General features: G+C 71.7%; 22 protein-coding genes. 7 read left to right on the forward strand and 15 right to left on the reverse strand.

Annotation, left to right across the window (positions count from 1 at the left end):
• The first annotated feature begins 327 nt into the window (after positions 1-327).
• The 6 genes from G3I60_RS31425 to G3I60_RS31450 all read left to right on the forward strand — a co-directional run bounded on the left by G3I60_RS31425 (position 328) and on the right by G3I60_RS31450 (position 8,679).
• Positions 328-1,812: a UbiD family decarboxylase gene (locus G3I60_RS31425; RefSeq protein WP_164296296.1), complete on the forward strand. Its 1,485-nt coding sequence runs from the start codon at positions 328-330 to the stop codon at positions 1,810-1,812.
• Between the two features lie 106 nt (positions 1,813-1,918).
• Positions 1,919-3,598, forward strand: a complete 1,680-nt coding sequence (gene menD / locus G3I60_RS31430) for a 2-succinyl-5-enolpyruvyl-6-hydroxy-3-cyclohexene-1-carboxylic-acid synthase (protein WP_164296298.1) — start codon at positions 1,919-1,921, stop codon at positions 3,596-3,598.
• Between the two features lie 13 nt (positions 3,599-3,611).
• Entirely contained in the window at positions 3,612-5,231 is a 1,620-nt protein-coding gene (locus tag G3I60_RS31435) for a DHA2 family efflux MFS transporter permease subunit (protein ID WP_164296300.1), read from the forward strand.
• Positions 5,228-6,295 carry a methyltransferase gene (locus tag G3I60_RS31440; RefSeq protein WP_164296302.1) on the forward strand — a complete coding sequence of 356 codons (1,068 nt, stop codon included), beginning with the start codon at positions 5,228-5,230 and terminating at the stop codon, positions 6,293-6,295. The genes G3I60_RS31435 and G3I60_RS31440 overlap by 4 nt, the downstream gene beginning before the upstream one ends.
• A gap of 201 nt (positions 6,296-6,496) precedes the next feature.
• Positions 6,497-7,615, forward strand: a complete 1,119-nt coding sequence (locus G3I60_RS31445; protein ID WP_343241536.1) for an alpha-hydroxy acid oxidase — start codon at positions 6,497-6,499, stop codon at positions 7,613-7,615.
• A 50-nt stretch (positions 7,616-7,665) separates the two neighbouring features.
• Complete coding sequence (locus G3I60_RS31450) at positions 7,666-8,679, forward strand: helix-turn-helix domain-containing protein (protein WP_164296304.1); 1,014 nt, start codon at positions 7,666-7,668, stop codon at positions 8,677-8,679.
• Positions 8,680-8,733: 54 nt separating this feature from the next.
• On the opposite strand, the gene G3I60_RS44740 is transcribed toward G3I60_RS31450, so the two are convergent.
• The 12 genes from G3I60_RS44740 to G3I60_RS46575 all read right to left on the reverse strand — a co-directional run bounded on the left by G3I60_RS44740 (position 8,734) and on the right by G3I60_RS46575 (position 20,270).
• Positions 8,734-9,558 (reverse strand): maleylpyruvate isomerase N-terminal domain-containing protein, encoded by an 825-nt coding sequence (locus G3I60_RS44740; protein WP_203674356.1) that lies wholly within the window; start codon positions 9,556-9,558, stop codon positions 8,734-8,736.
• A gap of 5 nt (positions 9,559-9,563) precedes the next feature.
• Positions 9,564-10,343 (reverse strand): maleylpyruvate isomerase family mycothiol-dependent enzyme, encoded by a 780-nt coding sequence (locus tag G3I60_RS31460; RefSeq protein WP_164296306.1) that lies wholly within the window; start codon positions 10,341-10,343, stop codon positions 9,564-9,566.
• Positions 10,344-10,393: 50 nt separating this feature from the next.
• Positions 10,394-11,182 (reverse strand): DUF3050 domain-containing protein, encoded by a 789-nt coding sequence (locus G3I60_RS31465; RefSeq protein WP_164296308.1) that lies wholly within the window; start codon positions 11,180-11,182, stop codon positions 10,394-10,396.
• Positions 11,183-11,281: 99 nt separating this feature from the next.
• Entirely contained in the window at positions 11,282-12,541 is a 1,260-nt protein-coding gene (locus G3I60_RS31470; RefSeq protein WP_164296310.1) for an acyltransferase domain-containing protein, read from the reverse strand.
• A 143-nt stretch (positions 12,542-12,684) separates the two neighbouring features.
• Complete coding sequence (gene fabG / locus G3I60_RS31475) at positions 12,685-13,392, reverse strand: 3-oxoacyl-ACP reductase FabG (protein WP_164296312.1); 708 nt, start codon at positions 13,390-13,392, stop codon at positions 12,685-12,687.
• An 82-nt stretch (positions 13,393-13,474) separates the two neighbouring features.
• The gene (locus G3I60_RS31480; protein WP_164296314.1) at positions 13,475-14,371 is read right to left on the reverse strand and encodes a prephenate dehydrogenase; all 897 of its coding nucleotides are present in this window, start codon (positions 14,369-14,371) and stop codon (positions 13,475-13,477) included.
• A gap of 7 nt (positions 14,372-14,378) precedes the next feature.
• Positions 14,379-15,302 (reverse strand): phytanoyl-CoA dioxygenase family protein, encoded by a 924-nt coding sequence (locus G3I60_RS31485; protein WP_164296316.1) that lies wholly within the window; start codon positions 15,300-15,302, stop codon positions 14,379-14,381.
• Positions 15,303-15,349: 47 nt separating this feature from the next.
• Complete coding sequence (gene hppD / locus G3I60_RS31490; RefSeq protein ID WP_138356981.1) at positions 15,350-16,420, reverse strand: 4-hydroxyphenylpyruvate dioxygenase; 1,071 nt, start codon at positions 16,418-16,420, stop codon at positions 15,350-15,352.
• 55 nt (positions 16,421-16,475) lie between these two features.
• The gene (locus tag G3I60_RS31495) at positions 16,476-16,982 is read right to left on the reverse strand and encodes an L-2-amino-thiazoline-4-carboxylic acid hydrolase (protein ID WP_138356980.1); all 507 of its coding nucleotides are present in this window, start codon (positions 16,980-16,982) and stop codon (positions 16,476-16,478) included.
• The gene (locus tag G3I60_RS31500; protein WP_164608053.1) at positions 16,975-18,264 is read right to left on the reverse strand and encodes a beta-ketoacyl synthase; all 1,290 of its coding nucleotides are present in this window, start codon (positions 18,262-18,264) and stop codon (positions 16,975-16,977) included. The genes G3I60_RS31495 and G3I60_RS31500 overlap by 8 nt, the downstream gene beginning before the upstream one ends.
• Positions 18,261-19,913, reverse strand: a complete 1,653-nt coding sequence (locus tag G3I60_RS31505; RefSeq protein WP_164296320.1) for a class I adenylate-forming enzyme family protein — start codon at positions 19,911-19,913, stop codon at positions 18,261-18,263. Before G3I60_RS31505 ends, G3I60_RS31500 begins: the two co-directional genes overlap by 4 nt.
• A gap of 105 nt (positions 19,914-20,018) precedes the next feature.
• On the reverse strand, positions 20,019-20,270 hold the full coding sequence (locus G3I60_RS46575; protein WP_164296322.1) for an acyl carrier protein: 252 nt from the start codon (positions 20,268-20,270) through the stop codon (positions 20,019-20,021).
• A gap of 16 nt (positions 20,271-20,286) precedes the next feature.
• Between G3I60_RS46575 and G3I60_RS31515 the strand changes: the two genes are divergently transcribed.
• Positions 20,287-20,943 (forward strand): 4'-phosphopantetheinyl transferase superfamily protein, encoded by a 657-nt coding sequence (locus tag G3I60_RS31515; protein ID WP_203674358.1) that lies wholly within the window; start codon positions 20,287-20,289, stop codon positions 20,941-20,943.
• On the opposite strand, the gene G3I60_RS31520 is transcribed toward G3I60_RS31515, so the two are convergent.
• The 3 genes from G3I60_RS31520 to G3I60_RS31530 form a co-directional block, all read right to left on the reverse strand.
• Entirely contained in the window at positions 20,938-22,314 is a 1,377-nt protein-coding gene (locus tag G3I60_RS31520) for a class I adenylate-forming enzyme family protein (protein ID WP_343241546.1), read from the reverse strand. The genes G3I60_RS31515 and G3I60_RS31520 overlap by 6 nt on opposite strands.
• Before the next feature lie 134 nt (positions 22,315-22,448).
• Positions 22,449-23,816 carry a PLP-dependent aminotransferase family protein gene (locus G3I60_RS31525; RefSeq protein ID WP_164296324.1) on the reverse strand — a complete coding sequence of 456 codons (1,368 nt, stop codon included), beginning with the start codon at positions 23,814-23,816 and terminating at the stop codon, positions 22,449-22,451.
• Complete coding sequence (locus G3I60_RS31530) at positions 23,813-24,760, reverse strand: alpha/beta hydrolase (RefSeq protein WP_343241549.1); 948 nt, start codon at positions 24,758-24,760, stop codon at positions 23,813-23,815. Before G3I60_RS31530 ends, G3I60_RS31525 begins: the two co-directional genes overlap by 4 nt.
• Positions 24,761-25,012: the final 252 nt, after the last annotated feature.

Consider the following 25,012-nt stretch of genomic DNA (forward strand, 5'->3'; position numbering starts at 1 on the left):
GAAGCTGTTCACGGGAGGAGCAAGCCTGAGAGATGAGCGGAATTCAATATTCCGAATTGACGTCCTCCAGTGCCGCCGGCCACCCCTCCCGACCTTCACAGACTCTGCACAGGCCCTGCACGGCACCTCGGGCGCGGGCGGCCCTCCCGGAGAGGGACTCCCCGGGGACGCGGGGCTCATATTCGGCCGCCCGGGCGATGACGACAGCACCGGCCGGCCCTCCTTTCCCCTTGCCTTCATCAGTGGTATCCGCACGCATTGACACGCCATCCCATACCGGCTCTCCTGCCGGTTCATCAACCGGTTTACACGAGGTGCCAGCTCCGAATGAAGAAGCACTTGACCAGTCTTCGGGCATATCTTGAGGAACTGCGGGAAATAGGCGACTTACGCGAAATCGACGACGAGGTGAGTACCAAACTCGAGGCCGGCGCGGTGATCCGTTACGCCGTGGAGAACCAACTGCCCGCACCCCTGTTCAACCGGCTCGCCGGACACCCGCCGGGCTATCGGATCCTCGGAGCACCGGGAGCACTGAGCTCGCTGCCCGAGGCACGCTGGGCACGGGTCGCGCTGTCGCTGGGGCTGGAGCCCGGGACCCATCCGCTGGCCATCGTGGACCAGCTCACGGCCGCGCTCGACGCCGAACCCATCCCGCCGGTGGAGATCACCGACGCACCCTGCCAGCAGAACGTGCTGCTCGGCGACGAGGCCACGCTGGACGCGTTCCCGGTGCCGCTGGTGCACGCGGGCGACGCCGGGCGCTACCTCAACACCTGGGGCGTCATCATCGTGCGCAGCCCGGACGGCTCGTGGACCAACTGGGCCATCACGCGGGTGATGGCGGCCGACAGCCGGACGCTGGTCGTCATGATCAACCCGCCGCAGGACATCGGGAAGATCTACGCGATGTGGAAGGAGCGCGGCGAACCCATGCCCGCCGCGCTGGTCCAGGGCAGCGAACCGGCGATCCCGTTCGCGGGCGGGATGGCGCTGCCCTCCGGCCGTGACGAGTCCGGGTACCTCGGCGGCTACTTCGGCGAACCGCTGGAGGTGACGCGCTGCCGCACCGTCGATCTGCAGGTGCCGGCCTCCGCGGAGATCGTCGTCGAGGGTCATGTCTCGCTCGACGAGACCCTGCCGGAGGGGCCGATGGGCGAGTTCTTCGGCTACATATCCGGGCAGCCCCGACAGCGGCCGGTCTTCCATATCTCCGCGATCACCCACCGGGACGACCCGATCCTGCCGGTGGTCTCGGCGGGCAAGCCGGTCGAGGAGGTCCACACCGTGGTGGGCCCCACGCACGCCGCCGAGGTGCTGCGCAATCTGCGCGGTGCCGGGCTGCCGGTGACCGCCGCGTGGCTGATCCCGGAAGGCTCGTGCACGCTGGCCGCGATCACCGTGCCGCGCGACTGGCGGCAGTGGGGCGGCGGCATCCACACCACGACCCGCATGCTGACCCGGGCCATCGCGAATGTGGTGCTCCGGCCCAAGGTGGGTTTCTGGATCACCCGGATCCTGGTGCTCGACGACGACCTCGACCCCACCGATCTGCGCGATCTGGCCTGGGGGTTCGCCACCCGCTGCCATCCGGTGCAGGGGCAGGTCCTCATCGAGGACCAGCTGTTCACCCCGCTGCACATCATCTACTCCGCCGCCGAGATGCAGAGCCTGAGCGGCCCGAAGATGGCGTACGACTGCCTGCTCTCCCCGGACGCGGACAAGCGGCCCGTGAGCACCGCCTTCGAGCAGAACTTCCCCGAGCACATCAAGCGGCGGGCGCGCGCCCTGTGGGACCGGCCGGGCAGCTGACCGGTCCCGCAGCGGCCGGCCGCCGCACCGGAAACCGGCCCGCCCGACCGGCCGCTGCCACGAACAGCCCCTCGCCGTATCGATCCGATCTGGAGACCGGGACACCATGAACCTTTCCGACCAGCTCACCGCCACCGTGGCCGACGAACTGGCGCAGTGCGGGGTCACGGAGGCGGTGATCTCCCCCGGGCTGCACTCGGGGCTGCTCGCCTCCGCCCTGTACCGGCACCCGGGCCTGCGGCTGCACGTACGGATCGACGAACGCTCCGCCGGATTCCTCGCGCTCGGGCTCGCCCGGGCCAGCGGCCGCCCGGTCGCGGTCGCCTGCACCTCCGGCACCGCGGCGGCCAACCTGCACCCGGCGGTCCTCGAGGCGCGGCACGCCCGGGTGCCGCTCGTCGTGATCACCACGGACCGCAAGCCGGTCTGGCGCGGCACGGGCGCCAACCAGACGACCGACCAGGTGCGGATGTTCGGCACCTCGACCGGGTTCTTCGCCGAGCTGGAGTCCGTCCCCGGCGACGAGGCGACCACCGGGTACTGGCGTTCGGTGCTCTCCCGTACCGTCGCGGCCGCGGCCGGAGGGCCCGTCCAGCTCAATCTGATGCTGCCCGACCCGCTGGAGAACACCGCCGACGCCGAGGCCGGCCGGGCGGGCGTCGCGAACCAGGAACCGCGCCCGAGGATACGCGTGGTGCGCAGCCTGCCCGAACCGCAGGCGCTGGAGGTCCCGGCGCGCGGGGTGGTCGTGGTCGGTGACGCCGCGGCGGACCCGGCCGGCGCCGTGGCCTTCGCCGAGCAGGCCGGCTGGCCGCTGCTGGCCGAACCGCAGAGCGGTGCCCGCCAGGGCGGCAACGCGATCACGACGTACGGCTATCTGCTGTCGCACCCCGGGTTCCGCGCCGTGGCGCACCCCGAGGCGGTGGTCGCCGTCGGCCGGGCCGGGGTGAACCTGGCACTGCTCAACTACCTCGGCTCCGTCAAGGAGTTGATCGTCGTGGATCCGGCGGAGGACTGGGCCGATCCGGCGCGCACCGCGACCAAGGTGATCTCCCGGCTCGGGAAGCCCGTGCAGGAGCGGACGGATCCGGACTGGCTGCGGCTGTGGCGGGACGCGGACAAGGCGGCCCTGGAGGCGCTCGACAGCACGCTCGACGCGGGCGGGGTCACCGAGCCCCGGATCGCCCGTGACCTGGCGGCCGCGCTGCCACCCGGATCGCTGCTGTTCGCCGCGTCCAGCATGCCGGTACGCGATGTCGAGCGGACCCTGCGGCCGCGCGGCGATCTGCGCGTCCTGGCCAACCGGGGGCTGAGCGGGATCGACGGGGCGGTGTCCAGCGCGATCGGCGCCGCACTGGCCCATGAGGCCGAGACGTCGGGGCGCGCGTACGCCCTGCTGGGTGACCTGTCCCTGCTGCACGACCAGAACGGGCTGATCACCGGGGCGGCTCCGGCCCGGCCGGACCTGGTGATCGTCGTGGTCAACAACAACGGCGGCGGGATCTTCTCGATGACCCCGCAGAGCGAACCCATCGACGGCTTCGAGACGTTCTTCGGCACGCCGCACAACGTGCGGCTCGACGCCGTCGCCCGCGCCGCCGACTGGCCGTACACCAGAGCCGGTTCGATGACGGAGCTGCTGGACGCGGTCCGGGCGCCAGGCCCCCGGCTCGTCGAGGTCGTCACCGACCGGCGGGGCAACGCCGAGTTCCACCGCTTCCTGGCGGGCGCCGTCGGCCAGGCGATCAGCGAGTCGCTGACCGGTCCCGCACCCGAGGCGGAGTGAAGGCGGGGCTGCCATGAGGAACCTGCGCGGCAACCCGTGGGCCACGCTGATCGTCATCTCGCTCGGCTACTTCATGACGCTGCTCGACCTGACGATCGTCAACATCGCCATCCCGGACGTGGTCGATGACCTGGGTGCCTCGCTCGATCAGATCCTGTGGGTCATCAACGGCTACACCCTGGTGCTCGCGGCGCTGCTGATCACCGCGGGACGCATCGGCGACCTGTGGGGCCCGCGCAGCACCTTCGCGGCCGGCGTCGTCCTGTTCACGCTCGCCTCGATGGCTTGCGGGTTCGCCACCGATCCGGGTCAGCTGATCGCGTTCCGGGCGGTGCAGGGGCTGGGGGCGGCGATCCTGATGCCGCAGACCCTGACCATCCTCACCCACAGCTTCCCGCCCGAGCGGCGCGGTACCGCCTTCGGGATCTGGGGCGCGGTGGCGGGCATCGCCGCGATCGCCGGGCCGACGGTGGGCGGTCTGCTCGTCACCGCGTTCGGCTGGCGGTGGATCTTCTTCATCAATCTGCCGATCGCGATCGTCGTGCTGGCCGGAACGTTCGCGGTCGTCACCGAGGTCCGCGAGAGCAGATCGCGCCGGCTCGACCCGCTCGGCGTGCTGCTGATCACGCTGGCGCTGCTGGCGCTCTGCTACGGGCTGGTCGAGGGGCAGCGCTACGACTGGGGAACGGTGGTCTCGTTCATCAGCATTCCGCTGGTGCTCGGCGTCGGAGTGGTACTCCTCGCCGTCTTCCTCGGGTTGCAAGCCCGCTCGCAGGAACGGGATCCGCTGATCCCGTTCGCCCTGTTCCGGGACCGCGACTACGCGCTGATGAACGTCGTCGGCGGTGCGGTCAACATCGGCATGCTCGGCTTCCTGCTGCTCTTCAACCTCTATCTGCAGTCGGTGGCCGGGATGAGCGCGCTGCGGGCGGGGCTCACCCTGGCGCCCGCCGCGATGGTGTCGATGGTCCTGGCGCCGCTGGCGGGGCGGCTGACCGACCGGATCGACGGCCGCTACATCCTGGTCTCCGGGCTGCTGCTGTTCGCGGCCGGGATGGGGTGGATGGCCGCGATCGCCCAACCGGACTCCCGCTGGTACCACTTCCTGCCCCCGCTGCTCGTCGCCGGAGCCGGCATGGGGGGGACGTTCGCGCCGATGCCGACCATCGCGATGCGCGGGGTACGGCCCGAACTCAGCGGGGCGGCCTCCGGGGTCTTCAACTCCAACCGGCAGTTCGGCGCGGTCATCGGCACCGCGGCGGTCGGTGCGCTGCTGCAGAACCGGCTCGTCGCGTCGATCGGCGACCAGGCGAACAGCCGCTCCCTGGCGCTGCCGGAGCAGTACCGCGCCTCCTTCGTGTCGGGGCTGCGCTCCACCGCCGAACGCGGCCTCGAAGTCGGGGCGGGCAGCGCACCCGGGCCGCCGGCCGGGGTGCCCGCCGAGTTGGCCGGTCAACTCAGGGAGGCCGGGCGACAGGCCCTGGCCCACGGATTCATCGACGCGATGCACGCGACGATCGCCCTGCCCGTGGCCGTGACCGCGCTCGCCGCCCTCACCTGTCTGGCCGTCAAGAGGCCGGCCGTAAGGCCCGCCGTCGAAAAGGAAGACCGAAAGAAAGCGATGACGCAATGAGTGGCAATGACCGGACGAACGGCCCGGTGGACGAGGAATCGACGTCGGATCAGGAAAGGGCGGCCGCGAGCCGCAAACTGCTCGGTGCGCTCACCGGATCCTGGGTGGCACAGGCCTGTTATACGGCCGCGGTGCTCGGCATTTCCGACGTCCTGGCCGAAGGTCCCAAAGCGGCGGCGGAGATAGCCGCGGAATGCAATGCGCATCCGGACGGGGTGCACCGCATTCTGCGGGCGCTCGCCTCGGTCGGGATCTTCGAACAGGACGAGCAGGACAGGTTCTCGCTCACTCCGGTCTCCGCCCTGCTCCGCTCGGATGTGCCCAACTCGATGCGGAACAGCGCGATCATGCTCGGCGAGGAGGTGTTCCGCTCGTTCGGCGCGCTCGTGCACGCCGTACGCACCGGAACGCCCGCCTTCGACGAGGTGCACGGCATGCCGATGTACACCTATCTGCAGGAGCACAAGGAGGTCGCCCGCACCTTCAACGCGGCGCTGGGCAGCCGCGGCGCGGTGCCCGCCGCGTTCGCGCAGTGCTCACTCGACGGTGTCCGCACGGTCGTGGACATCGGCGGCGGCAACGGGAACCTGCTGGCCGAGGTGCTCACCGACCGCCCGGAACTGCACGGAGTGCTTCTCGAACTGCCCGAGGCGGTGAACCAGGCCCGGCAGCGGCTGGAAGCAGCGGGCCTCACCGACCGGACGACGCTGGTGGAGGGCAGCTTCTTCGAGGAGGTCCCCACCGGCGGCGACCTCTATCTGCTCTCCCGCTGTCTGCACAACTGGACCGACGAGAAGGCCCTGGCCATTCTGCGCACCACCCGCGCGGCCCTGCCGGCAGGCGGCCGCCTGGTGATCCTGGAGAAGATCATCCCCTCAGGACCCGGCCCCAGCCAGGCCAAGGTGTACGACCTGCTGATGCTGGCGATGGTCGAGGGCCGCAACAGGACGGGACCGGAGTACCGCGCGCTCGCCGAGAAAGCGGGCTTCGAGGTCACCGCCGTCCGTCCGGCCCCGGCCACCGACCCCAACGGGGAAGGCGCCATCGAGGTCATTGCCGTCTGACGCGTGAGGAGTACTGCCCGTGATGCCCTGAGAAACCCACCGGAACTCACCGCAATTCCTCGATCGCCGAACCGCCGCCCGCACCGCGGCGGCTTCCGCGTTTTCCTCCCGGCGCAGAAAGCCAGGACTTCCGGACGGTGACACCGTGAGTTGGAAAAGATATTACCCGCATCCGAACCAAGTACTGAGAGACTGCAACTCGTGACCCAAGAACGCGCGTTATTGCACGTCAGGGATTTCGAAGAAGAGGCTCGCCGGCGCCTTTCCCCGCCGGTGTGGGACTATCTGGCCGGAGGCAGTGGCGATGAATCCGCCGTCCATGCCAACCAGGCCGTACTCGACCGGCTGGGACTGCATCCTCGGGTCCTCACCGGTACCGCCGGGCCCGACCTCGGCACCACTTTGCTGGGGCGCCCGCTGCGGGTGCCGCTCGGAGTGGCGCCGATGGCGCACCACCGGCTGTTCCACCCCGAGGGCGAGGTGGCCACCGCCCAGGGGGCGGGTTCCGCCGGCGCCCTGTTCATCGCCAGCATCTTCGCCAACCGGACACTGCAGGAGATGGCCGGCGCGGCGTCCGGACCGCTGTGGCTGCAGCTGTACTGGCTGCGCCGCCGCGACCAGTTGGAGAAGCTCGTCGCGAGCGCCGAGGAGGCCGGATTCGGCGCGCTGGTGCTCACGGTGGACGCCCCGGTGGTCGCCCGCAGACCGCGGGACCTGCGCAACGCGTTCTCGGTCCCCGCGGACGTACGTGCGGTCAACCTGGACTCCTCGGTCATGACCACCACCCATCGCGCCGTCGCCGGTACGTCGGCGCTCGCGGCACACTCCGCCGAGCAGTTCGACACCTCGGTGGGCTGGGCCGACCTGGCCTGGCTGCGCGGGCGCACCAAACTGCCGCTGCTTCTCAAGGGCGTACTGACCGCCCAGGACGCCCGGCTCGCGGTCGAGCACGGCATGGACGGCGTCGTCGTCTCCAACCACGGCGGCCGCCAACTGCCCGGCGCCGTCACGGCGGTGGCGGCGCTGCCCGAGATCGCCGCCGAAGTGCGCGGACGGTGCGCGGTGCTCGTGGACGGCTCCTTCCGCCACGGCTCCGACGTCCTCAAAGCGCTGGCGCTGGGCGCCGACACCGTCCTGATCGGACGGCCCGCGCTGTGGGGTCTCACCTGCGGCGGGTCCACCGGGGTGGCGGCGGTACTCGGCCTGCTGCGCGACGAGCTGGCCGAGGCGATGCTGCTCTGCGGTCTGCCGGAACTCAACCTGGTCGACCGGACGCTGCTCCATCCGCACGACCGGCCGCCCGGCGGACGCCCCGCCTAGGAACAGCGCCATCCGCCAGCGGACCAGTACTTTCACAACGGGGGAACACCGTGCACATCAGCAGTGACTCGACCGAACTTCTCGTCCAGCGCCGGGAGGCCATGGGCCTCACTCAGGAGGACCTGGCCCGGCGTACCGGGCTGAGCGTCCGCATGATCAGTGACCTGGAACGCGGGAGGACCCGCAAACCCCATCCCCGCTCCCTGCAACTCCTCACCACCGCACTGGAGTTAGATCCGAGCGACATGGCGCGGCTCGCCTCCGGGCGAGCCTCCGACGGGGACCCCGCGGCGGTGCCCGGGCCGCCCGGCAAGCCCGTCGCCCAGGTGGTGGTCCCGCAGCAGATACCCATGGCGGCCCGCCACTTCGCCGGCCGGGACCGCGAGCTGCGCTCGCTCACCGCGCTGCTCGAACACCAGGGCCGGCACGCCGGTCTCGCCGTGATCGACGGCCCGCTGGGGGTGGGCAAGACCGCCCTCGCCGTGCGCTGGGCCCATCAGCACGCCGACCGCTTTCCGGACGGCCAGCTCTATGTGAACCTGCGCGGCAGCACGCCCGCCCGGCTGGGGCCGGACGAGGCGATCGCGGACTTCCTCGACTCGCTCGGCGTGCAGCCGGACCAGGTGCCCGCCGGGCTGCCCGCGCGGTCGGCGCTGCTGCGGAGCCTGCTGGCCGGCAAGCGGATGCTGCTGGTGCTGGACGACGCGCAGTCCGCGGAACAGGTGTCGCCGCTGCTGCCGGGCGCCGCGGGGTGTCTGACGCTGGTGACCAGCCGCCGCAAGCTCGTCAGCCTGGTGGCTCATCACGGGGCGCACCCGGTCAGCCTCGATGTGCTCTCCTTCCAGGACGCCCGGGCCTCGCTGGAGGTGCTGCTCGGCCACAGCAGGGTGGTGGCCGAGGAGGAGGCGACGGCCGAGTTGATCAAAATCTGCCGCCGCTCCCCCCTCGCGCTGAGTACGGCCGGCGCGCACGCCGCCCTGCACCCGTCCATGCGGATCACCACCCTGGTCGCGCAACTGCCCGTCCAGCCAGGCCCGCACCTTCCCGGCGTGGAGCTCTTCTGACCCCCGCCCTCCGACCTCGAGCCACCGATCCCGCCGTCGCGCCCGGCCGTACGGTCAGACGGGGGTGAGCAGCGACCCGAACGCCGAGGCGAGCCAGGGCTTCCGTCCCCCGGCGACGATCCGGCCGCGCAGCACCTGGCCCCACTGTCCGACCCGGCCGTAGCCCATCAGCACGAAGGCCGCCGGGTCGGCGGTGATCCGGCAGTCCGCGCGGGCGCCCGCCGGGGTCACCTCGGCCGTCCCGTCGTCCACCGCGAACCGGTATCCCGGGCCGCCGCGGAAGCGCAACTCGTACGCGATGTGCCTCCCGGCGGCCCGCTTCCGGTCGACGTACTCCGGGGCCATGGCGAGCACGCCCTCGACGATCAGCAGCGCGTCCCGGCGGTCCACCGGCCAGGGCGTCCGCCGGGCGCGGGCGATGTCCAGGCCGTGGACGACCTGTTCGCCGAGCAGGGTCGCCGCCATCACCGGCACGGTCATGTGCAGGCCGTTGGTGGTGAGGACGGGTTCGTCCGGGCGGCGGCGGCCGGCCGCCGCACCGAAGTCGGCGGCCGCCGACTCCAGCAGGTCCGCGAGCACCTTCGGGTCCCGCTCGGGGAACCCGGCGAGCAGATGGGTGTTGGCGGCGGCGTTCAGCTCGCCCGGGGTCACTCCCGGCCCGGTGGGCAGGACGTCCAGCACGGTGCGGGCGTCCAGTTCGCCGCCGGCGAAGCCCGCGTAGTGCTGGAGCTCCACGACGAGATGGGCGGCGGTCTCACCGATGGTCCACGCCAGGCCCGGCACGGGCGCGCCGGGCTCCGGCACGGTCCGCAGCAGCGCGGCCGTGCGGGCCGCGGCCCGCCGCAGGTCTTCCGGGGTCGTGGTGAAGTCGGGGAACATCCGCGTCACCACACCCGCAGCCGGCGCAGCAGCGCCGCCTGCTCCGGATCGCCGTACGCGGTGACGTCCAGTTCCTCCCAGCTGCCGCGCTGGGTGATCCAGCGGACGAACGAGGTGGTGTCGCCGGCGACCCGCAGCGTCCGGCCGCCGGCCCCCAGCTTGATGGTGCGGCCGCCGGGCCCGTCGAGCACCAGGTCGGCCGAGCCCGAGAGCCCGGCGAGCAGCTCCCGGTTCTGCTGCGGCAGGGCCGCCTCGATCCAGTCGATCGCGGCCGTGAGCCGCAGCTCGTCGGAGGGTGGCGGCGTCCCGGTCAGCGGGCCGCGCGGAGCGAACAGGTCGGCGCGGATGTGGGTGTAGTGGTCGAAGGCGAAGGCGTTGGGCAGCAGCGCCGCCGGATGCGTCCCGAGGTCACCGAGGTCCAGCTGCCGGTCGACGGCCGCGAGGCGCTCCAGCGCCCCGATGGCCTGGGTGCTGACCGATGCGTAGTCCCGTACGACCTGGGCGGCCGACCAGGAGCGCCGGAACTCCACATGGACGTCCTGCGCCCGCTCGGTCGCGAGGCCCGCGGTGTCGGGCAGCGTCCCCGGAGCGACCACCGAGGTGAACAGTGCGCCCATGTGCGCCACGACATCCTGTACGGACCAGCCGGGGCAGCCGCTCTCCGTCTTCCAGTCCGCCTCGCACAGGCCCGCGCAGAGATCGAGAAGTGCGCTGCGGTCCGCCCGTAATGCCTCTGTCGCTTGCGTCGGCACGTCGTCCTCCTGGTGGGATTCAGCGGGAGTCATGTGAAGTTCCGTCGCTGCTGGCTGAAGTGACGTGACCTCAATGATGGCTGTCAGGCACGGACTTCCGCGAGGATGCCGTCCCACAGCCGGACCCGGGCGTCGAGTGCCCCGTTGATGGCCTCCTCGCACTCCGCCCACTTGTCCTGATCGTCGCCGCACAGGTCGGCGAGCATCTGCATGGCCATCGGGGTGTGCTCCTCGCCGTCCACCTCGATGTGCCGTTCCAGATAGTCGACAAAGGAACCGAGCCGGTTGCCCTGGTCGCGGTTGACGGCGACCACCTTGTCGAACATGTCCGGAATCAGATCCTCGCGGCCGAAGGCGAAGGCCGCCGCCTGGCAGTGCACCGGGGAGTTCTCGATGAACTCCCAGGTCTTCGTGGCGAATTCGATGGACGCGGCGGGCGCGCCCGCCTCCTTCAGGGACGGCAGCACCGGCTTGCCCTCGCGCAGCAGCGCCACCAGGGAGTCGATCGGCCCGGTGTCGGCGCCCGCCTCGGCCATGCCCTGCAGATAGAGCTCGAAGTGGCTGATGAAGCCCTCGCCGATCTCGTCGCTCTCCTCGACCAGCACGATGTCGTTGATGAGCCGCCGGCTCGCGGCCGGGCCGCTCGGGATCCACGGCACGGAGACGCAGGTCAGGTTCCGCTGCAGCGACTTGAGCAGGGACATGAAGTCCCAGACGGCGAAGACGTGGTGCTCCATGAACGTGACCACCGCGCCCAGGCTGTCCAGGCTGTGGTAGACGGGGTGGGCGACCACCCGGCTGCGGGCGCCTTCCACGGCCTGCTCAAGGCGGGCGATGCCGGGGTTGTCGATTTCCCAGTCGTAGCGTGACATCTGTTCCTCCAGAGTGGGACAACTCGTGAGACCGCCGGGACTCTTGGGTTCCCGGAGCATGTGGGCGCCGGGGATCCGGACTCTTCCGGATCCACGGATTCAGCTGAACAGCGCGCCGGGCCAGGCGACGTCCGCACCGTGCGTGTACGCCTCGGCCGCCGAGCGCAGGAACCGGTCGGGGCCGCCCTCACCGCGCCGCACCGACTCGATCACCCGGCCGTCCGGCACGTCGCGGAGCGTGCGCTGCACTCCCCGCACCAGCACGGGGTGCGGGCTGCTCTCCACGAACCGCAGATGGCCGTCGTCCGCCGCGGCGCGCACCGCGGACTCGAAGCGCACCGTGCGGCGCAGGTTCCGGAACCAGTAGTCGGCATCCAGTTCGGTGCCGTCGATACGGCCCGCGGCCACCGACGAGTAGTAGGGGATCCGGCCGGGGCCGGGAGCCACGCCGGCGATGCCGGCGAGCAGCTCGTCGCGGATCTCGTCGATCTGCGGCGAGTGGGAGGGGTAGTCGACCTTCACCATCCGGGCCCGGACGCCTTCCTCCGCGCACCGCTGGACCAGTTCCTCCAGGGCGGGCACATCGCCGGAGACGACCAGGTTGCCGGGGCCGTTCTCGGCGGCGAGCGCCAGCCGCGCCGAGTGCTCCGCCACGTACCGCTCGACCCACTCGTACGGCATCGGCACCGAGAGCATCCCGCCGCGCCCGGTCAGCTTCCGCAGGACGCGCCCGCGCATCACCACGATGCGTACGGCGTCCTGGAGGCTGAGGATCCCGGCGACGTGCGCGGCGGCGATCTCGCCCTGCGAGTGACCGATCACGGCCGTCGGGACGACACCGTACGACTCCCACTGCGCGGCCAGCGACACCATCATCGCGAACAGCGCGGGCTGCACCACGTCGACCCGTTCAAAACCCGGCGCGCCCTCCGCGCCCGCCATGGCGTCGAGGAGGTTCCAGTCGTTCCACCGGCCCAGTTCGGCGGCCACGGCGTCGAGCCGGTCGTGGAAGACCTCCGACCGCGCGTACAGCTCCGTCGCCATGCCCGGCCACTGGGAGCCCTGGCCGGGGAAGACGAAGGCCGTTCCGGCGCCGGTGACGGCCTGTCCGGTGACGAGGTGGTCAGCGGGCCGGCCGGCGGCCAGCGCGGACAGGCCGTCGAGCAGCCCGGCCCGGTCCTCCGCGAGCACCACGGCGCGGTGCGGCCCGGCGGGGCTGCCGGCCAGACCGCGCGCCGCCTGGGCCGGGGACACCCCGGGGTCGGCGGTGAGCTTCGCGACGAGCTCGCGGGCCAGTGCGCCGAGCGCGTCGGGCGACTGGGCGCCGAGCGGACAGGGAACGGTGCGGGTGGCGTGCATGGGGTCCTCCCCCGGTCGTCTGCGGTTTCCAAGAGCTGACGTGACGTGATCCGGTCCGACGTGACCTGTTGCGGCCTGACGTGATCCGGTCCGACGTGACCTGTTGCGGCCTGACGTGATCCGGTCCGACGTGACCTGCGGTGTCAGTGGCCCATGCCGAGTCCGCCGTCCACCGGCAGCAGGGCCCCCGTGATGTAGCCGGCGGCATCCGACGCGAGGAACGTGACGGCCGCCGCGACCTCCTCCGGCCGCCCGTAGCGGCCCGCCGGGATCTGGGCGAGCGCCTCCCGGCGGACCTTCTCCGGCAGGTCCGCGTTGATGTCGGTGGGGATGAAACCGGGCAGTACCACGTTGGCGGTGATCGCCCGGGAGCCCAGCTCGCGCGCGACGGCCCGTGCCAGCCCGCCCAGACCGGCCTTGCTCGCCGCGTAGTTGGCCTGCCCGGGAGCCCCGCGCACGGCGGCCACCGAGGAGATGAGCACGATCCGTCCCCAGCCGCCGCGCACCATGCCGCGCGCGGCCCGCCGGGCGACCCGGTAGGCGCCGGTGAGGTTGGTGTCCACGACCCGGGTGAACTGCTCCTCGCGCATCCGCAGCAGCAGGACGTCGTCGATGATCCCGGCGTTGGAGACCAGTACCTCGACCGGCCCGTGGGCGCGCTCGGCCTCGTCGAAGGCCGCGTCGATCTGCCCGGAGTCGGTCACATCGCACCGCACGGCCAACAGCTTTCCGTCCGGCGGCGGGGATTCGCGACAGGTCACCGCGACCCGGTCGCCCTGCGCCAGGAAGGCGTTGGCGACCGCCAGACCGATACCGCGATTGCCCCCGGTGACCAGGACCGACCGGCTCATCTGCTGTCTCCTCTCCGCTCGTCGTTCATGGCTGGGCGTAGGACGGGACCGGGCTCGGGACGGGACCGCGCGCAGGACGCGGCTAGGCGTAGGAAGGGACCGCGACCGGTGGCGGCGCGGGGGCCGCGGCCGGCTGGGCCGTCATGATGCGGGCGCGGCCTTCCCCGCCGCGGTCCAGCAGCCCGGCCAGCGCCCTCGGCGGGGATCCGGGCGGAGCGCCCGCGATCTCCCGCAACTGGACCAGGGCGGCGGTGAGTTCGGTGATCAGCGGCTCCAGTGCCGCCGCGACCGCACTCGCGTTGCTGCCGAGGATGTCGCTCCACAGTCCGGTCTCGCCCGCGGCGATCCTGGTCGCGTCCCGGATCCCCGCCCCGCACAGTTCGACCACTTCCTGCGGAGCCGCGCCCACCGCCGAGGCCAGTGCGCTCGCCACCACGTGCGGCGCGTGCGAGGTCGTCGCGACCGCCCGGTCGTGCTCGGCGCGGCCCATCACCACCAGCCGCGCCCCGCACGCCTCGACCAGCGCGAGGGCCGCGGACAGTGCGGCCGTCCCGGTGTGCCGGTCCGGGGTGAGCACCCAGGGCCGGCCCGTGAAGAGCCCGGCGCGCGCCGCGTACGGTCCCGGCCGCTCGCTCCCCGCCATGGGGTGGCCGCCGACGAAGGCGTCCAGCGCACAGCCCGCCGCCGTGGCGGCCCGGTGCACGGACTCCTTGGCGCTGGCCACGTCCGTGTAGCAGCGGGCCAGGCCGCGGGACTGCCACTCGCGCAGCACCGGAGCGACCGCGCCCGGCGGCACCGCGATCACCGCCAGGTCGGCGGGTTCCGGCGGTGCGCCCTCGTACCCCCGGCAGCGTTCCGCGGCCACCGTCTGGGTCGCCGGGTCACGGTCGATGACATGCACCCGCACCCCGCACCCGTGCAGATCCATACCGATCGAGGTGCCGATCAGCCCGCCGCCCACCACCGCCACCGTTCGCATCGGCGGCTCAGCGTCCCGTGCCGGAACGCCAGACGACCGGGCAGAACGCGGGGTCGGAGTAGTCGGGTTCGCCCGCGGGCGTACGGCGGACGAGGACGTCGTGGTTGTACTCGACCGGTGAGCCGTCGGACAGCTGGAACGGCCGGTGCTGGTTGGCGCCGTCCTGCAGATGCAGCGAGATCGCCCGGCGCGGCCGGTCGCTGAGGTTGGGTCCGCTGCCGTGGTACGTCCGGCAGTGGTGGAAGCTCACATGGCCCTTGGGGATCTCCATCGGGACCTTGGTGACCTGGGTGCTGTTGTACGTGGCGTTCTCGGCCAGCATCCGGTCCAGTTCCGAGCGGTCGCGTTCGGCGAAGTGCCGGGTGGCACTGTCGACGACGGCGGCCTCGCGCCAGCGGTGGCTTCCGTCGATCATCGTGATGGTGCCCATCCCGGTTCCGCAGTCGTGGAACGGGATGAAGGCGGTGAGCATGCGCTCCGAGGTGCAGGTGGCCCAGTAGTGCTTGTCGAAGTGCCAGGGCACCAGGTTGGTGCGCTCGTCGGGCCGCGGCGGCTTGTAGATCATCGTGGCCTGGAAGACCCGGATCTCGTCGGCCTCGGCGAGCCGGGCCGCGACCGCCCCGAGCAGCGGCTTGCGCAGGATCGCCGCGATCCGGTCGTCCTCGTAGTGGATGTAGTCGTTGTGCCGCTGGACCGGCCCGTCCTCGGGGGTCCAGTACGCCAGCCTGGCCGGCCGGACCGGCAGCGTGCGGTCCCGGTGGCCCGCGTAGTACCGGTCGCTCGCCGAGGTCAGTACGTCGATCTCGTCGTCGGTGAACAGCTTGCGCGACAGATACCAGCCGCGCTCGGCGTACTGCCGTACTTCGTCGTCCGTCGGCAGCAGTGCCGCTTCCTCGTCGGTGAGCTTGAATTCCGTCTGTCCCGCGTCCATGAACTGCCTTCCCCGCTGTCCTGTTCTCCCGCTCGGATCAGCGGCGCTCAGACCGCCGCGGCGCTCGAACCGTCACGTTCCACGGCCTCGTAGAGCGCCCTGATGTTGCCGCTGCCGAAGCTGCGCGCCCCGCGCCGCTCGATGACCTCCATGAAGTAGGTGCGCCGCACGTGCATGGACTGGGTGAAGATCTGCAGGATCTCGCCCCAGTGGTCCCGGTCGATCAGGACGTTGGTGCGGCGCAGTTCCGCCGCGTCGACCGTGGTGGCCCCGACCCGTCCCGCGACGCCGTCGTAGTAGCCGTCCGGGGTGGCCAGGAAGCGGGCTCCGCGCTGCTGCAGCCGGTCCACGGCGGTGAAGATGTCCGGCGCCAGGAAGGCCAGGTGCTGCACTCCGGCGCCGCCGTGCCGGCCGATGAAGTCGTCGATCTGGCCGGGCCTGCGGGTGGTGTCGGGCTCCAGGATCGTGAAGGTGACGCCGCCCGAAGGGGACTGCACCACCTTGGAGTTCATCGCCTGCTCGCCCACCTCGATGTGCTCCTCGAAGACCTGGGCGAAGCCGAAGGCCTTCTCGTAGTGGGCGACCGTCCGGTCCAGCTCCCCGGCCGGCACGCACACCGCGACGTGGTCGATCAGCTCGAACAGCGACTCCCCGTCCTCCGGGTCCGGGGCCAGGGTCTGCATCCGGCCCGGCAGGAACGCGTCCGGGTCGCCGTGCCGTTCCACGAAGCGGTGGACGACATCGCCGAACCCTGCGACCTCGGCGACCACCACCCGGGCTCCGGCATCCGCGTACACGGCCGGCTCCCGCACGGGGGCCGCGCCCTGTTCGACGGCGGCGTGGAACTCGGCCCTGGCGTCATCGGTGCCGAAGGCGATCACCGCCGCACCGTCGCCGTGCCGGCTGACGTATCCGGCCGCCTCGGCGGTCGCGGTGAGCGCCGAGGTGAGCACGAGGCGGACCCCGCCCTGGCGCAGCAGCAGCGAGCGGTGCCCGGTGAGGCCGGTCTCCGGGCCGCCCTCGGCGCACAGCCGGAAGCCGAAGGCACCGCAGAGATAGAAGGACGACTGCTGGGCGTCGCCCACGAAGAACTCGACGTGGTCAATACCTGCGATCATGGGTGTGGATCTCCCTTGGACGGGACGTTCCGGCAGGGCGCGTTCGCGCGTGCGTTCAGGCCGGATCCGGGTCGGTGCGACGCACGGTCGCGCGGAAGCGGCAGACCTCCGAGCCGCTGGTCATGCACTCGCTGCGGCTGTCCTCGACGGTGAGCCCCATGCCCTCGAACCAGCCGGCCCGCATCTCCAGGCAGGGGCACCGGTAGCTGTCGAAGGACCGGGCGGCCTTGAGCATCTTCAGCGCGAAGTGCTCGGTGACCACGGTCTCGAAGGTGTCGGGACCGACCGCGTGGTGCTGGTAGTTGGTCATGTCCTCGGGCCACATGACCCGGGGGATCTCCTTGAACCGGTCGACGAACTCGTCCATCGGCAGCTTCTCGAAGTCGACGTCGTGCCGGGCGGTGTACCAGCGGGCGACGCGGCGGGCCACGAAGAGCATCGCCTCCGCGTTGATCTCGTTGGCCGCCTCCTGCCCGTACCGCTTCATCACTCCCTGGTACCAGCGGGCGTCGTGCAGCCACCAGAACTTGTGCAGCGGCAGGTCGCCTGCCCGCTCAGCCATCGCTGCGCGTTCCGTCGGCGAGGCGCCGGCCCCGGGTGGTGGGGGTGCCGATGGCCAGCGAGATGTTGTGGCCGCCGAACCCGAAGGAGTTGGAGAGCGCCGCCCGCACCTCGGTCCGGTACGCCTTTCCCCGCACGTGGTTGAGCTCGCAGCCCCGGCCGACCTGGTCCAAATTGAACGTCGGCGGCAGCGTGCCGTGCGCGACGGCCAGCACGGTGGCGGCGGCCTCGAACGCCCCGGAGGCGCCCATCAGATGGCCGGTGACCGACTTGGTGGAGCTGACCGGCGGGGTCTCGTCGCCGAACACCGCCCGGATCGCCCGCGCCTCGGCGATGTCGCCGAGCCCGGTGCTGGTGGCGTGCGCGTTGACGTAACCGATGTCCTCGGGCCGCAGCCCGGCCCGCGCGACGGCCTTCCGCATGCAGGCCGCGGCGCCCGAGCCGTCCGGACGGGGCTTGGTCACGTGGTACCCGTCGGTGGTCGCGCCCCAGCCGATGACGTCGGCGTATCCGGCGGCGCCGCCGGCCTCCGCGTGCTCCGCCCGCTCCAGGATGAACATCGCGGCGCCCTCGCCGAGCACATAGCCGTTGCGGTCCTGGTCGAACGGCCGGCTCGCCTTCGTCGGGTCGTCGTAACCGTTCGCCAGCGAACGGGCGTTGACGAAGGCGGCCGCGACCGTGGGATGCAGCGGCGCGTCGGAGCCGCCGCACACCACCACGTCCGCCTCACCCTCGCGGATCAGCCGGAACGCCTCGGCGACGGCCTGGCCGCCGCCCGCACAGGCGGTGGACAGCAGCAGGCTGTAGCCGCGGATGCCGTACTTGATGGCGATCCGGGCGGCCGACATGTTGGGGATCATCCCCGGGCACAGATACGGGCTGACCGCGCTGCGGCCGCGCTCGCGGCGCGCCGCGGCCTGCTCCTCGTACGTCCGCAGCGGTCCGCCGGCGGTGGAGGTGATCACCGCGACCCGCTCCGGGTCCGCGTTCTCGCCGACCCGCAGCCCGGAGTCCGCCATCGCCTGCTCCGCCGCGGCGAGCGCGAGGATCAGGAAGCGGTCGACGCCCGGGTCGATCGGCGGCTTCAGCACCTCGGCCGGGTCGATGTCGGGTGCCTGTGAGACCACCTCGACCAGGGACTGCTCACCCAGTTCCGGGGTGGGCCGGGAGAGCTGCGAGCGCCCCTCGCACAGGGCGTCGAAGGTGTCCACGAGGTCCCGCCCCAGGGAACTGACCACACCGATGCCGGTGACGACCACACCCGTTTCCGACCGTACGCTCATACCGTCTCAACTCCCTGCTCGATCACGGGCATTGCCTTCGCCTGGCTGTAGCGCTCGCGCAGAATGACCTTGCGGACCTTGCCGGTCGGCCCGTGCGGGATGTCCTCGTCGTCGACCACCACGACGCTCCGTACGGTGGCCGCGACATGCTCGTCGAGCGCGGCCCGCACCTGCTCGTCCAGATCCCCTGGCGCCTTCGCGCCGGGGAGGATACTCACCAGCACCTCGGTGGTCACCGCACCGTCCGGGCCCGGCACCGCGATGACGGTGCAGTCGGACACCTCCGGGCAGCGGGCCAGGATCTGTTCCTCCGACTGCGCGGTGTGCAGATAGCGCCCGCCGGACAGCGCGACCGTGTCCACGACCCGGTCGACGTGGTAGTAGTAGCCTGCCTCGTCCCGGTAGACGAGGTCCCCGGTGAGGAAGTAACCGGCCCTGCGGGTGCGGTAGGTGGTGGCCGAGTCGTTCCAGTACCCCGGCGACACGGTGGGCGCGTTCACGCCCAGCTCACCGATCCGGCCGGGCGGCAGCGGCTCGCCCAGCTCGTCGAGGACGGCCACCTCGGCGAACGCGTGCGGCTTGCCGATGCACCGGTTGTAGCGGTCGGTCTCGGCGGTGTGCGTGATGAAGAACATCGAGTGGCCCATCTCGCTGGAGCCCAGGCCGTCCATGAAGGTGGCGCCCTCCTTGCGGGCGATCCCGCCGCCGCGCTGGGCGACCAGCCGGTGGCCGACCGCGACCAGCTTCCTGATGTGCGCCTCGTGCGCGGCGTCCCCGGTGTTCCACCACATCTGCACGCTGTCCAGGTCGTACGCCCCCAGGTCCCGGTTGACCAGCTGCGGCCAGGTGGCCGCGAAACCGAAGACGCACGACGGCTTCCAGCGGTCCACCGCCTCCAGGACCTTCAGACCGTCCTGCTCCGACACGAGCATCAACTCGGTGCCGCTGCACAGCGCCAGCGTCACCGCGATCACCATCGCCGCGTGGTTGGCGGGCAGAGCGCTGAGCATCCGGTCGATGGTGCGCGGCTTGGGCAGCGAAAGCCGGTGCCGGGAGGCGGCGAACAGACTGGCGTGGGTGGCGATCACCGGCTTGGGCAGCCCGGTGGTCCCGGAGGAGTGGGTGATGACGGCGGCGTCGGTGGGGTGGAAGCGGTACTGGCCGGGAGCCAGGGCCGGGTCGCCGGTGCCGGTCCCGGCGATGTCACCGAGCAGCAGGCCGGGGAACTCCCCGTCGCCGAGGCGTTCGCGGTGCGCGGCGTCGGTGAGCAGCGCGCGGGGCGCCACCTTCCCGATGTAGGCGCGGGCCGTGGTCCCGTCCATGTTCGCGTTGAGCAGCGCCGGGATGGCCCCGATCCTGGTCAGCGCGAGATAGGCGAGCACATGGTCGGCCGCGGTGGAGACGAACACCGCGACCGCGTCGCGTGGCTGCACCCCCCACGCGTGCAGCCACGCCGCGCGGGCGGCGACGGCACGCTCCAGGTCGGGCAGCGTCAGCCGCTGCCAGGCCGGGTGCCCGTCGACCTCGGAGTCGAAGGTCAGCGCCGACTCGGCGGACTCCCCGGCGCGGGCGACCAGGGTGCTGAGCACATTGCCGACGCCCAGCTCCTGGTCGGCCGCGAGTTGCGCTCGCAATTGTCGGACGGTCATGTGGCTTTCTCCCTGTGAGGGTCGAACAGGAGGGGCTGGACAGGGTGATGGGGGGCGCTGCGGGGAGCGCCGGCGGGCCGTTCGTGACCGGGCCGGACCGGCGCGCTAGGCGGCCTGGAGGCGGCTCGCCGACTCCTCCGCGATCTGATCGATCGTCATCATCGCGAAGCGCTCGGACTCGTCCTCGTCGATCTGCACCCCGAAGCGGTCTTCCAACTGCATCACGAGGTCGGCCACGCCCAGGGAGTCGAGGTCGATGCCGGCGGGCCCCAGCGAGCTCGACCCGCTGACCGTCTCCGGGTCGTACTTCATCTTGATCAGGGCCGAGATGAGGAACTGGCGAATGTCGTCCTTCACTGGTGTACTGCCTCTCATGTCTGCGCGCCCGGCGATGGATCCGAACGCGGTCACTGTGGTGCTGGCCCCGGCCTGCGGGGACCGGCGGGACGCCGCCCGGCGACTGCTGCTACGGGTCGCGGACGAGCTGCTCGGGGCGCCGGCTGCGGCGCGCATCGAGCGCGACGGACTGGGCCGCCCGTATCTCACCCGGGCGGACGGGGCGGAACTTCAGGTGAGCATCAGCCACTGCGACGACGTCGTCGCCGTGGCCCTCACCCGGTCCGGACGGATCGGTGTGGATGTGGAGTCGGTACGAACGCTGCCCGCCCTACGGCTGGCCGGGCGCTACTTCGACCGTGCCGAGGCACAGTGGCTCGCGGACCGCCCCGCGGCCGGCCGCACCCCCGACTTCCTCCGCCTGTGGACGGCGAAGGAGGCGCTGGGCAAGGCACTCGGCGTGGGACTGCGGGGCGGCGGACTGCGGCGGCGGGTGCCGCCGGAGCTGCTGGCGGACGCGGACGAGCTGGCGCCGCTGCCGGACGGTCCTGACCTGTCGCTCGCCCTGCCGCCCGCCCCGTACGGCCTGGTCGTGGCGGTGGCGGCGCAGGGATCCCCGGCCGGAGTGCCTCTGCGGCTCTACGGATCGGGCCACGCGGGGTGCCGGCCCTGGCCCGTTGGCGGCGGCTCATGACGGGGCCGCCGCGCCGAGCCGGGAGGCGTTGAGCGTCGCGGCGTTGCGGATCGGCTTGCCACTGCTGGTCCGCGGGAGCGCCGGTAGCACGTAGACGGCGCGAGGCCGCTTGTAACCTGCGAGTCGCTGTCTCAGATACGCCTCGATCCCGGCCGCACCGGTGCCTCCGCCGTCCAGTGCCACGAACGCCTGGATCGCACCGTCGTGGACGACCACGGCCTCGGTCACGCCGGGCGCACCAGCCAGTGTCTGTTCGACCTCGTTGAGGTCGACCTTGAGCCCGCCGACCGACACCTGGGAGTCGAGTCTGCCGAGGACGGTCACCCGTCCCGTGGACGTGTCGACCGTCCCGGCGTCCCGGGTGTGCAGCCAGCCGTCCGACCACCGGCTCGGGTCGGGGTCGCCGAGATAGGGCGACGCCGGCTGTCGCAGCATCAGTTCACCGTTCTCGACGCGGAGTTCATGACCGGGTGCGGGCAGCAGTGCCGGACGGTGCTCACCGAGGACGTCGACGGCCATCACTCCGGCCTCGGTCATCCCGTACATCGTGCCGATGCGTACCCCGTACCGCTGCGCGAAGGAGTTCCACAGCGCGTCGCCGACCAACTCGCCGCCGGTGATGACGCGTCGGAACAGCGGCAACGCGGGCGGGTCGGCGACCCGGGCGAGCAGGTCTACCTGGGAGGGCACCCCGATGAGCACGGTGGGTGCGGTCGCCTCGACGAGGGTGCGCAGGATGCCGTCCTTGCCGGTGTGCCGGGGTATGACCATCTCGGCGCCGGTGTGCAGGCTGTTGAGGAGGCCACCGACCAGGCCGAGCACGTTGGTCATCGACGCGAGCATCACCACCTGGTGGCCGGCGCCCGGGAAACCGTCGATCCGGGTGTAGCGCTCGACCTCGGCCACCAGGTCCGCGGCCGTGCGGCCGATGACCTTGGAGGGACCGGTGGAGCCCGAGCTGAACTGGATGAGCGCGTGCCCGGTCCCGGGCGCACGGCCGCCCTCCAGCGACCTGATCACGCTACGGGTGTCCTGGAAGCCGCGCATCATGCCGGTGGCCGGTTCGGCCGGCTCCACGATGAACTGCGGAGCCAGCCGCTCGACACAGGAATTCACTTCGAATTCGGTGAACCGGTGGTCCACCAGAATCGCCTGCGCACCGCATTTCCAGACGGCCAGCACATGAGCGATGTATTCGAGCGAAGGAGGCAGATGAACAGCGACGGAACCCCCGGTGTGCAGCCCGGAGTCCCGCAATTGCTGCTGCCGTTCCGACACCAGCCTCCGCAGCCGGCCACGATCGATGGATTCTCCGAGCCGGAGCACCGGCTCATCGGCCGGACCGGCGAGAAACAGCTCGTCAACGTCCACGCGGACTTCCCATTCACCTGACTGGACAGCCACCTGATGCGGTCGCCTCAGGACGCTTCAAGCTTCGCTCAAGCGGTTCCGGCAGTCCATGCGTTACAGCTGCGGTTGCCGGAGCAGTACCGGCAGAATTCCCCTCAGCCGACGGCGGAAATGCTGGTCGCCACCGAGTGGTGAACAGCCGTGGATTCCGACTCCGCGACGAATTCGGCGAATCGCCGAACGCCCTCGTCGACAAGCTCGGGTGGCACCGCGCTGCACGACAGCCGCAGCCTGCGCACACCGCCACCGCCGATGTAGAACGGGCTCATGGGCGTCCACAGCACCTGGTGCCGCCCCGCGGACCGCTCAAGGGCCTGCTCGTCCGCGTCGAAGGGCACGGACAGCACCACGAAGAAACCGCCCTCGGGCCGGTTCCAGTCGATGCCCCGCGCGGTGCGCTCCGGTTCGGGGAAGTGCCGGTCGAGCGCGTCGAGCAGCCGCGCCATGTTCTCCCGGTAGAAGGCGGCCGCGGCCAGCGACGCCGTCCGCATCCGGTACCCGTGCCGCACCAGGAGCCCGCCGATCACGGCCTGGCTGAGCGCCGGGGTGTTGACGGTCGTCATGCTCTTGACCTTCGCGAGCTGGTCGGCGAGCAGGGTGCTCCCGCCGGGTCCCTCGACGCGCTGGTCGGCGACGACATAACCGACCCTGGCCCCGGGGAACCCGGTCTTGGCCAGCGAGCCGAGGTAGATCACCCGGCGGTCGGTGTCCAGCGCCTTGAGGGTGGGCCGGGTGCTCTCCGCGTCGGCCCGGAACATCCCGTACGGATTGTCCTCCAGGACCAGCAGCCCCTCCTCCTCCGCCGCCGCCAGGAGTTCCCGGCGGGCCCGCACGGTCATGCAGACACCGGACGGGTTGGCGAAGTCCGGCACGAGGTACAGGGCGCGCGGCCGCAGCCCCTGCGCGCGGGCCCGGCGGGCCGCGTCCACCACGTCGGCGGCGTCGATCCCGTGCTCGCCCTCCGGGACCGGGAAGAGCGGGATGTCGAGCAGCCGGGCCGCACCGCTGATGCCGACGTAGCACGGCGAGGGCGCGAGCAGCACGTCGTCCGGCCCGGCACACAGGGCCCGCAGCACCAGCAGCATGCCTTCCTGGGCGCCGACGGTCACCACGATCGCCTCGGGCGGGACGTCGATGCCCTCGTCCTCGGCGAGCGAGCGCGCGATCGGCTCCCGGATGATGCCCGCGGTGGGCCCGTACTGCATGAGCAGAGTGCTGATCTGCGGCTCGCTGAGTCCCCGGTCCCGTCGCAGATGGTCGGTCCAGGCGGTGAGGCAGTCGGTGATGACGCCGGGGTCGAGCAGCGGGTCGTAGGGGCGGCCCGGCGCGAACGAGATGGCCTCGGGGTAGCGCGAGACCACCTCGTTGAGGAAGTTCATCGCGTCGAGCACCGGGTCGCGGAGCGAACCGTGCAGATCCTCGATCCGCAGCGCGGTGTCTCCGGCGGGAGTCGGCGAGGTCATACGCGCACCTCCGCGAGCCGCTCGGCCAGGAACGCGGCCGCCTCGTCCTGGGCGGTGGTGGCGGCGTCCAACTCCCCCGGCATCGCGAAGAATCCATGGATCATGCCGTCGTACCGGCTCAGCGCCACCGGCACCCCGGCGGCGGCGAGGCATTCTGCGTACTGCTCGCCCTCGTCCCGCAGCGGGTCGTACTCCGCCGTGATCACCAGCGCGGGCGGCAGCCCGCCGAGGTCCCCGGCGCGCAGCGGTGACGCGTACGGGTCCGCGCCGTGTGCCGGATCGGCCAGGTAGTGCCGCCAGTACCAGTCCACCGAACGGTGGTTGAAGAACACCGTGTCCTGGTTCTCGCGCCGCGACGCGGTGTCGGCGAGATGGTCGGTGTTGGGGTACACCAGCAACTGGGCGGCGATCGGCGGGCCTCCGTGGTCGCGCAGGTGCAGCGCCAGGGCGGCGGCGAGGTTGGCGCCCGCGCTGTCACCGCCCAGCGCGAGCCGCGAACCGTCGCCGCCGTGCGCGTCGGCGTGCCCGGCGATCCATTCGACGGCGGCCCGGCAGTCGTACAGCGCGGCGGGGAACTTGTGCTCCGGGGCGAGCCGGTAGCCCACCGACACCACGACGCACCCTGCCGCGTTGGCGAGCCTGCGGCAGATCGCGTCACAGGTGTCGAGCGTGCCGAGGGTCCAGCCGCCGCCGAAGAAGTAGCAGAGCACGGGGAGCGGGCGGCCGTCGGACTCCGGCCGGTACACCCGGACGGGCAGCAGCCCGCCGGGCCCCGGGATCTCGGCGTCGAGGACGCTCCCGACGGGCTCCGGTACCCCGCCGGCGGACCGGGCGGCGGCCAGGTCGGCCGCACGCGCCTCGGCGAGATCCAGTGTGTACAGGGGCCGGGTCCCGGCGGCGACGAGGCGCGCGCGCAGGGTCTCCACTTGGGGATGGAGCGACACATGCCCTCCTGAAGGAGCGGACGAAACGGATGAGCGAGCGGACGGTGGTCCCGCGGAAAGCCGCTCTCCAGCACACCCGTTCACCACGGGTGGTGTCCACGCGTCCGGTCGGCGCTTTGGCAGCAGTTTCCGCCGCCGCCCGCAGCGCTGGGGACCGGGAACGCGGTGAAGTGACGTGACCAGTCCGTTTGTTCCTCGCACGCGAAGTGCTCCCGCCGGCTCCGCACGCCGGGGTACCGTGCGGTCGGGGGG

It is taken from the genome of Streptomyces sp. SID13666, from assembly GCF_010548325.1.
Taxonomy (GTDB): domain Bacteria; phylum Actinomycetota; class Actinomycetes; order Streptomycetales; family Streptomycetaceae; genus Actinacidiphila; species Actinacidiphila fildesensis.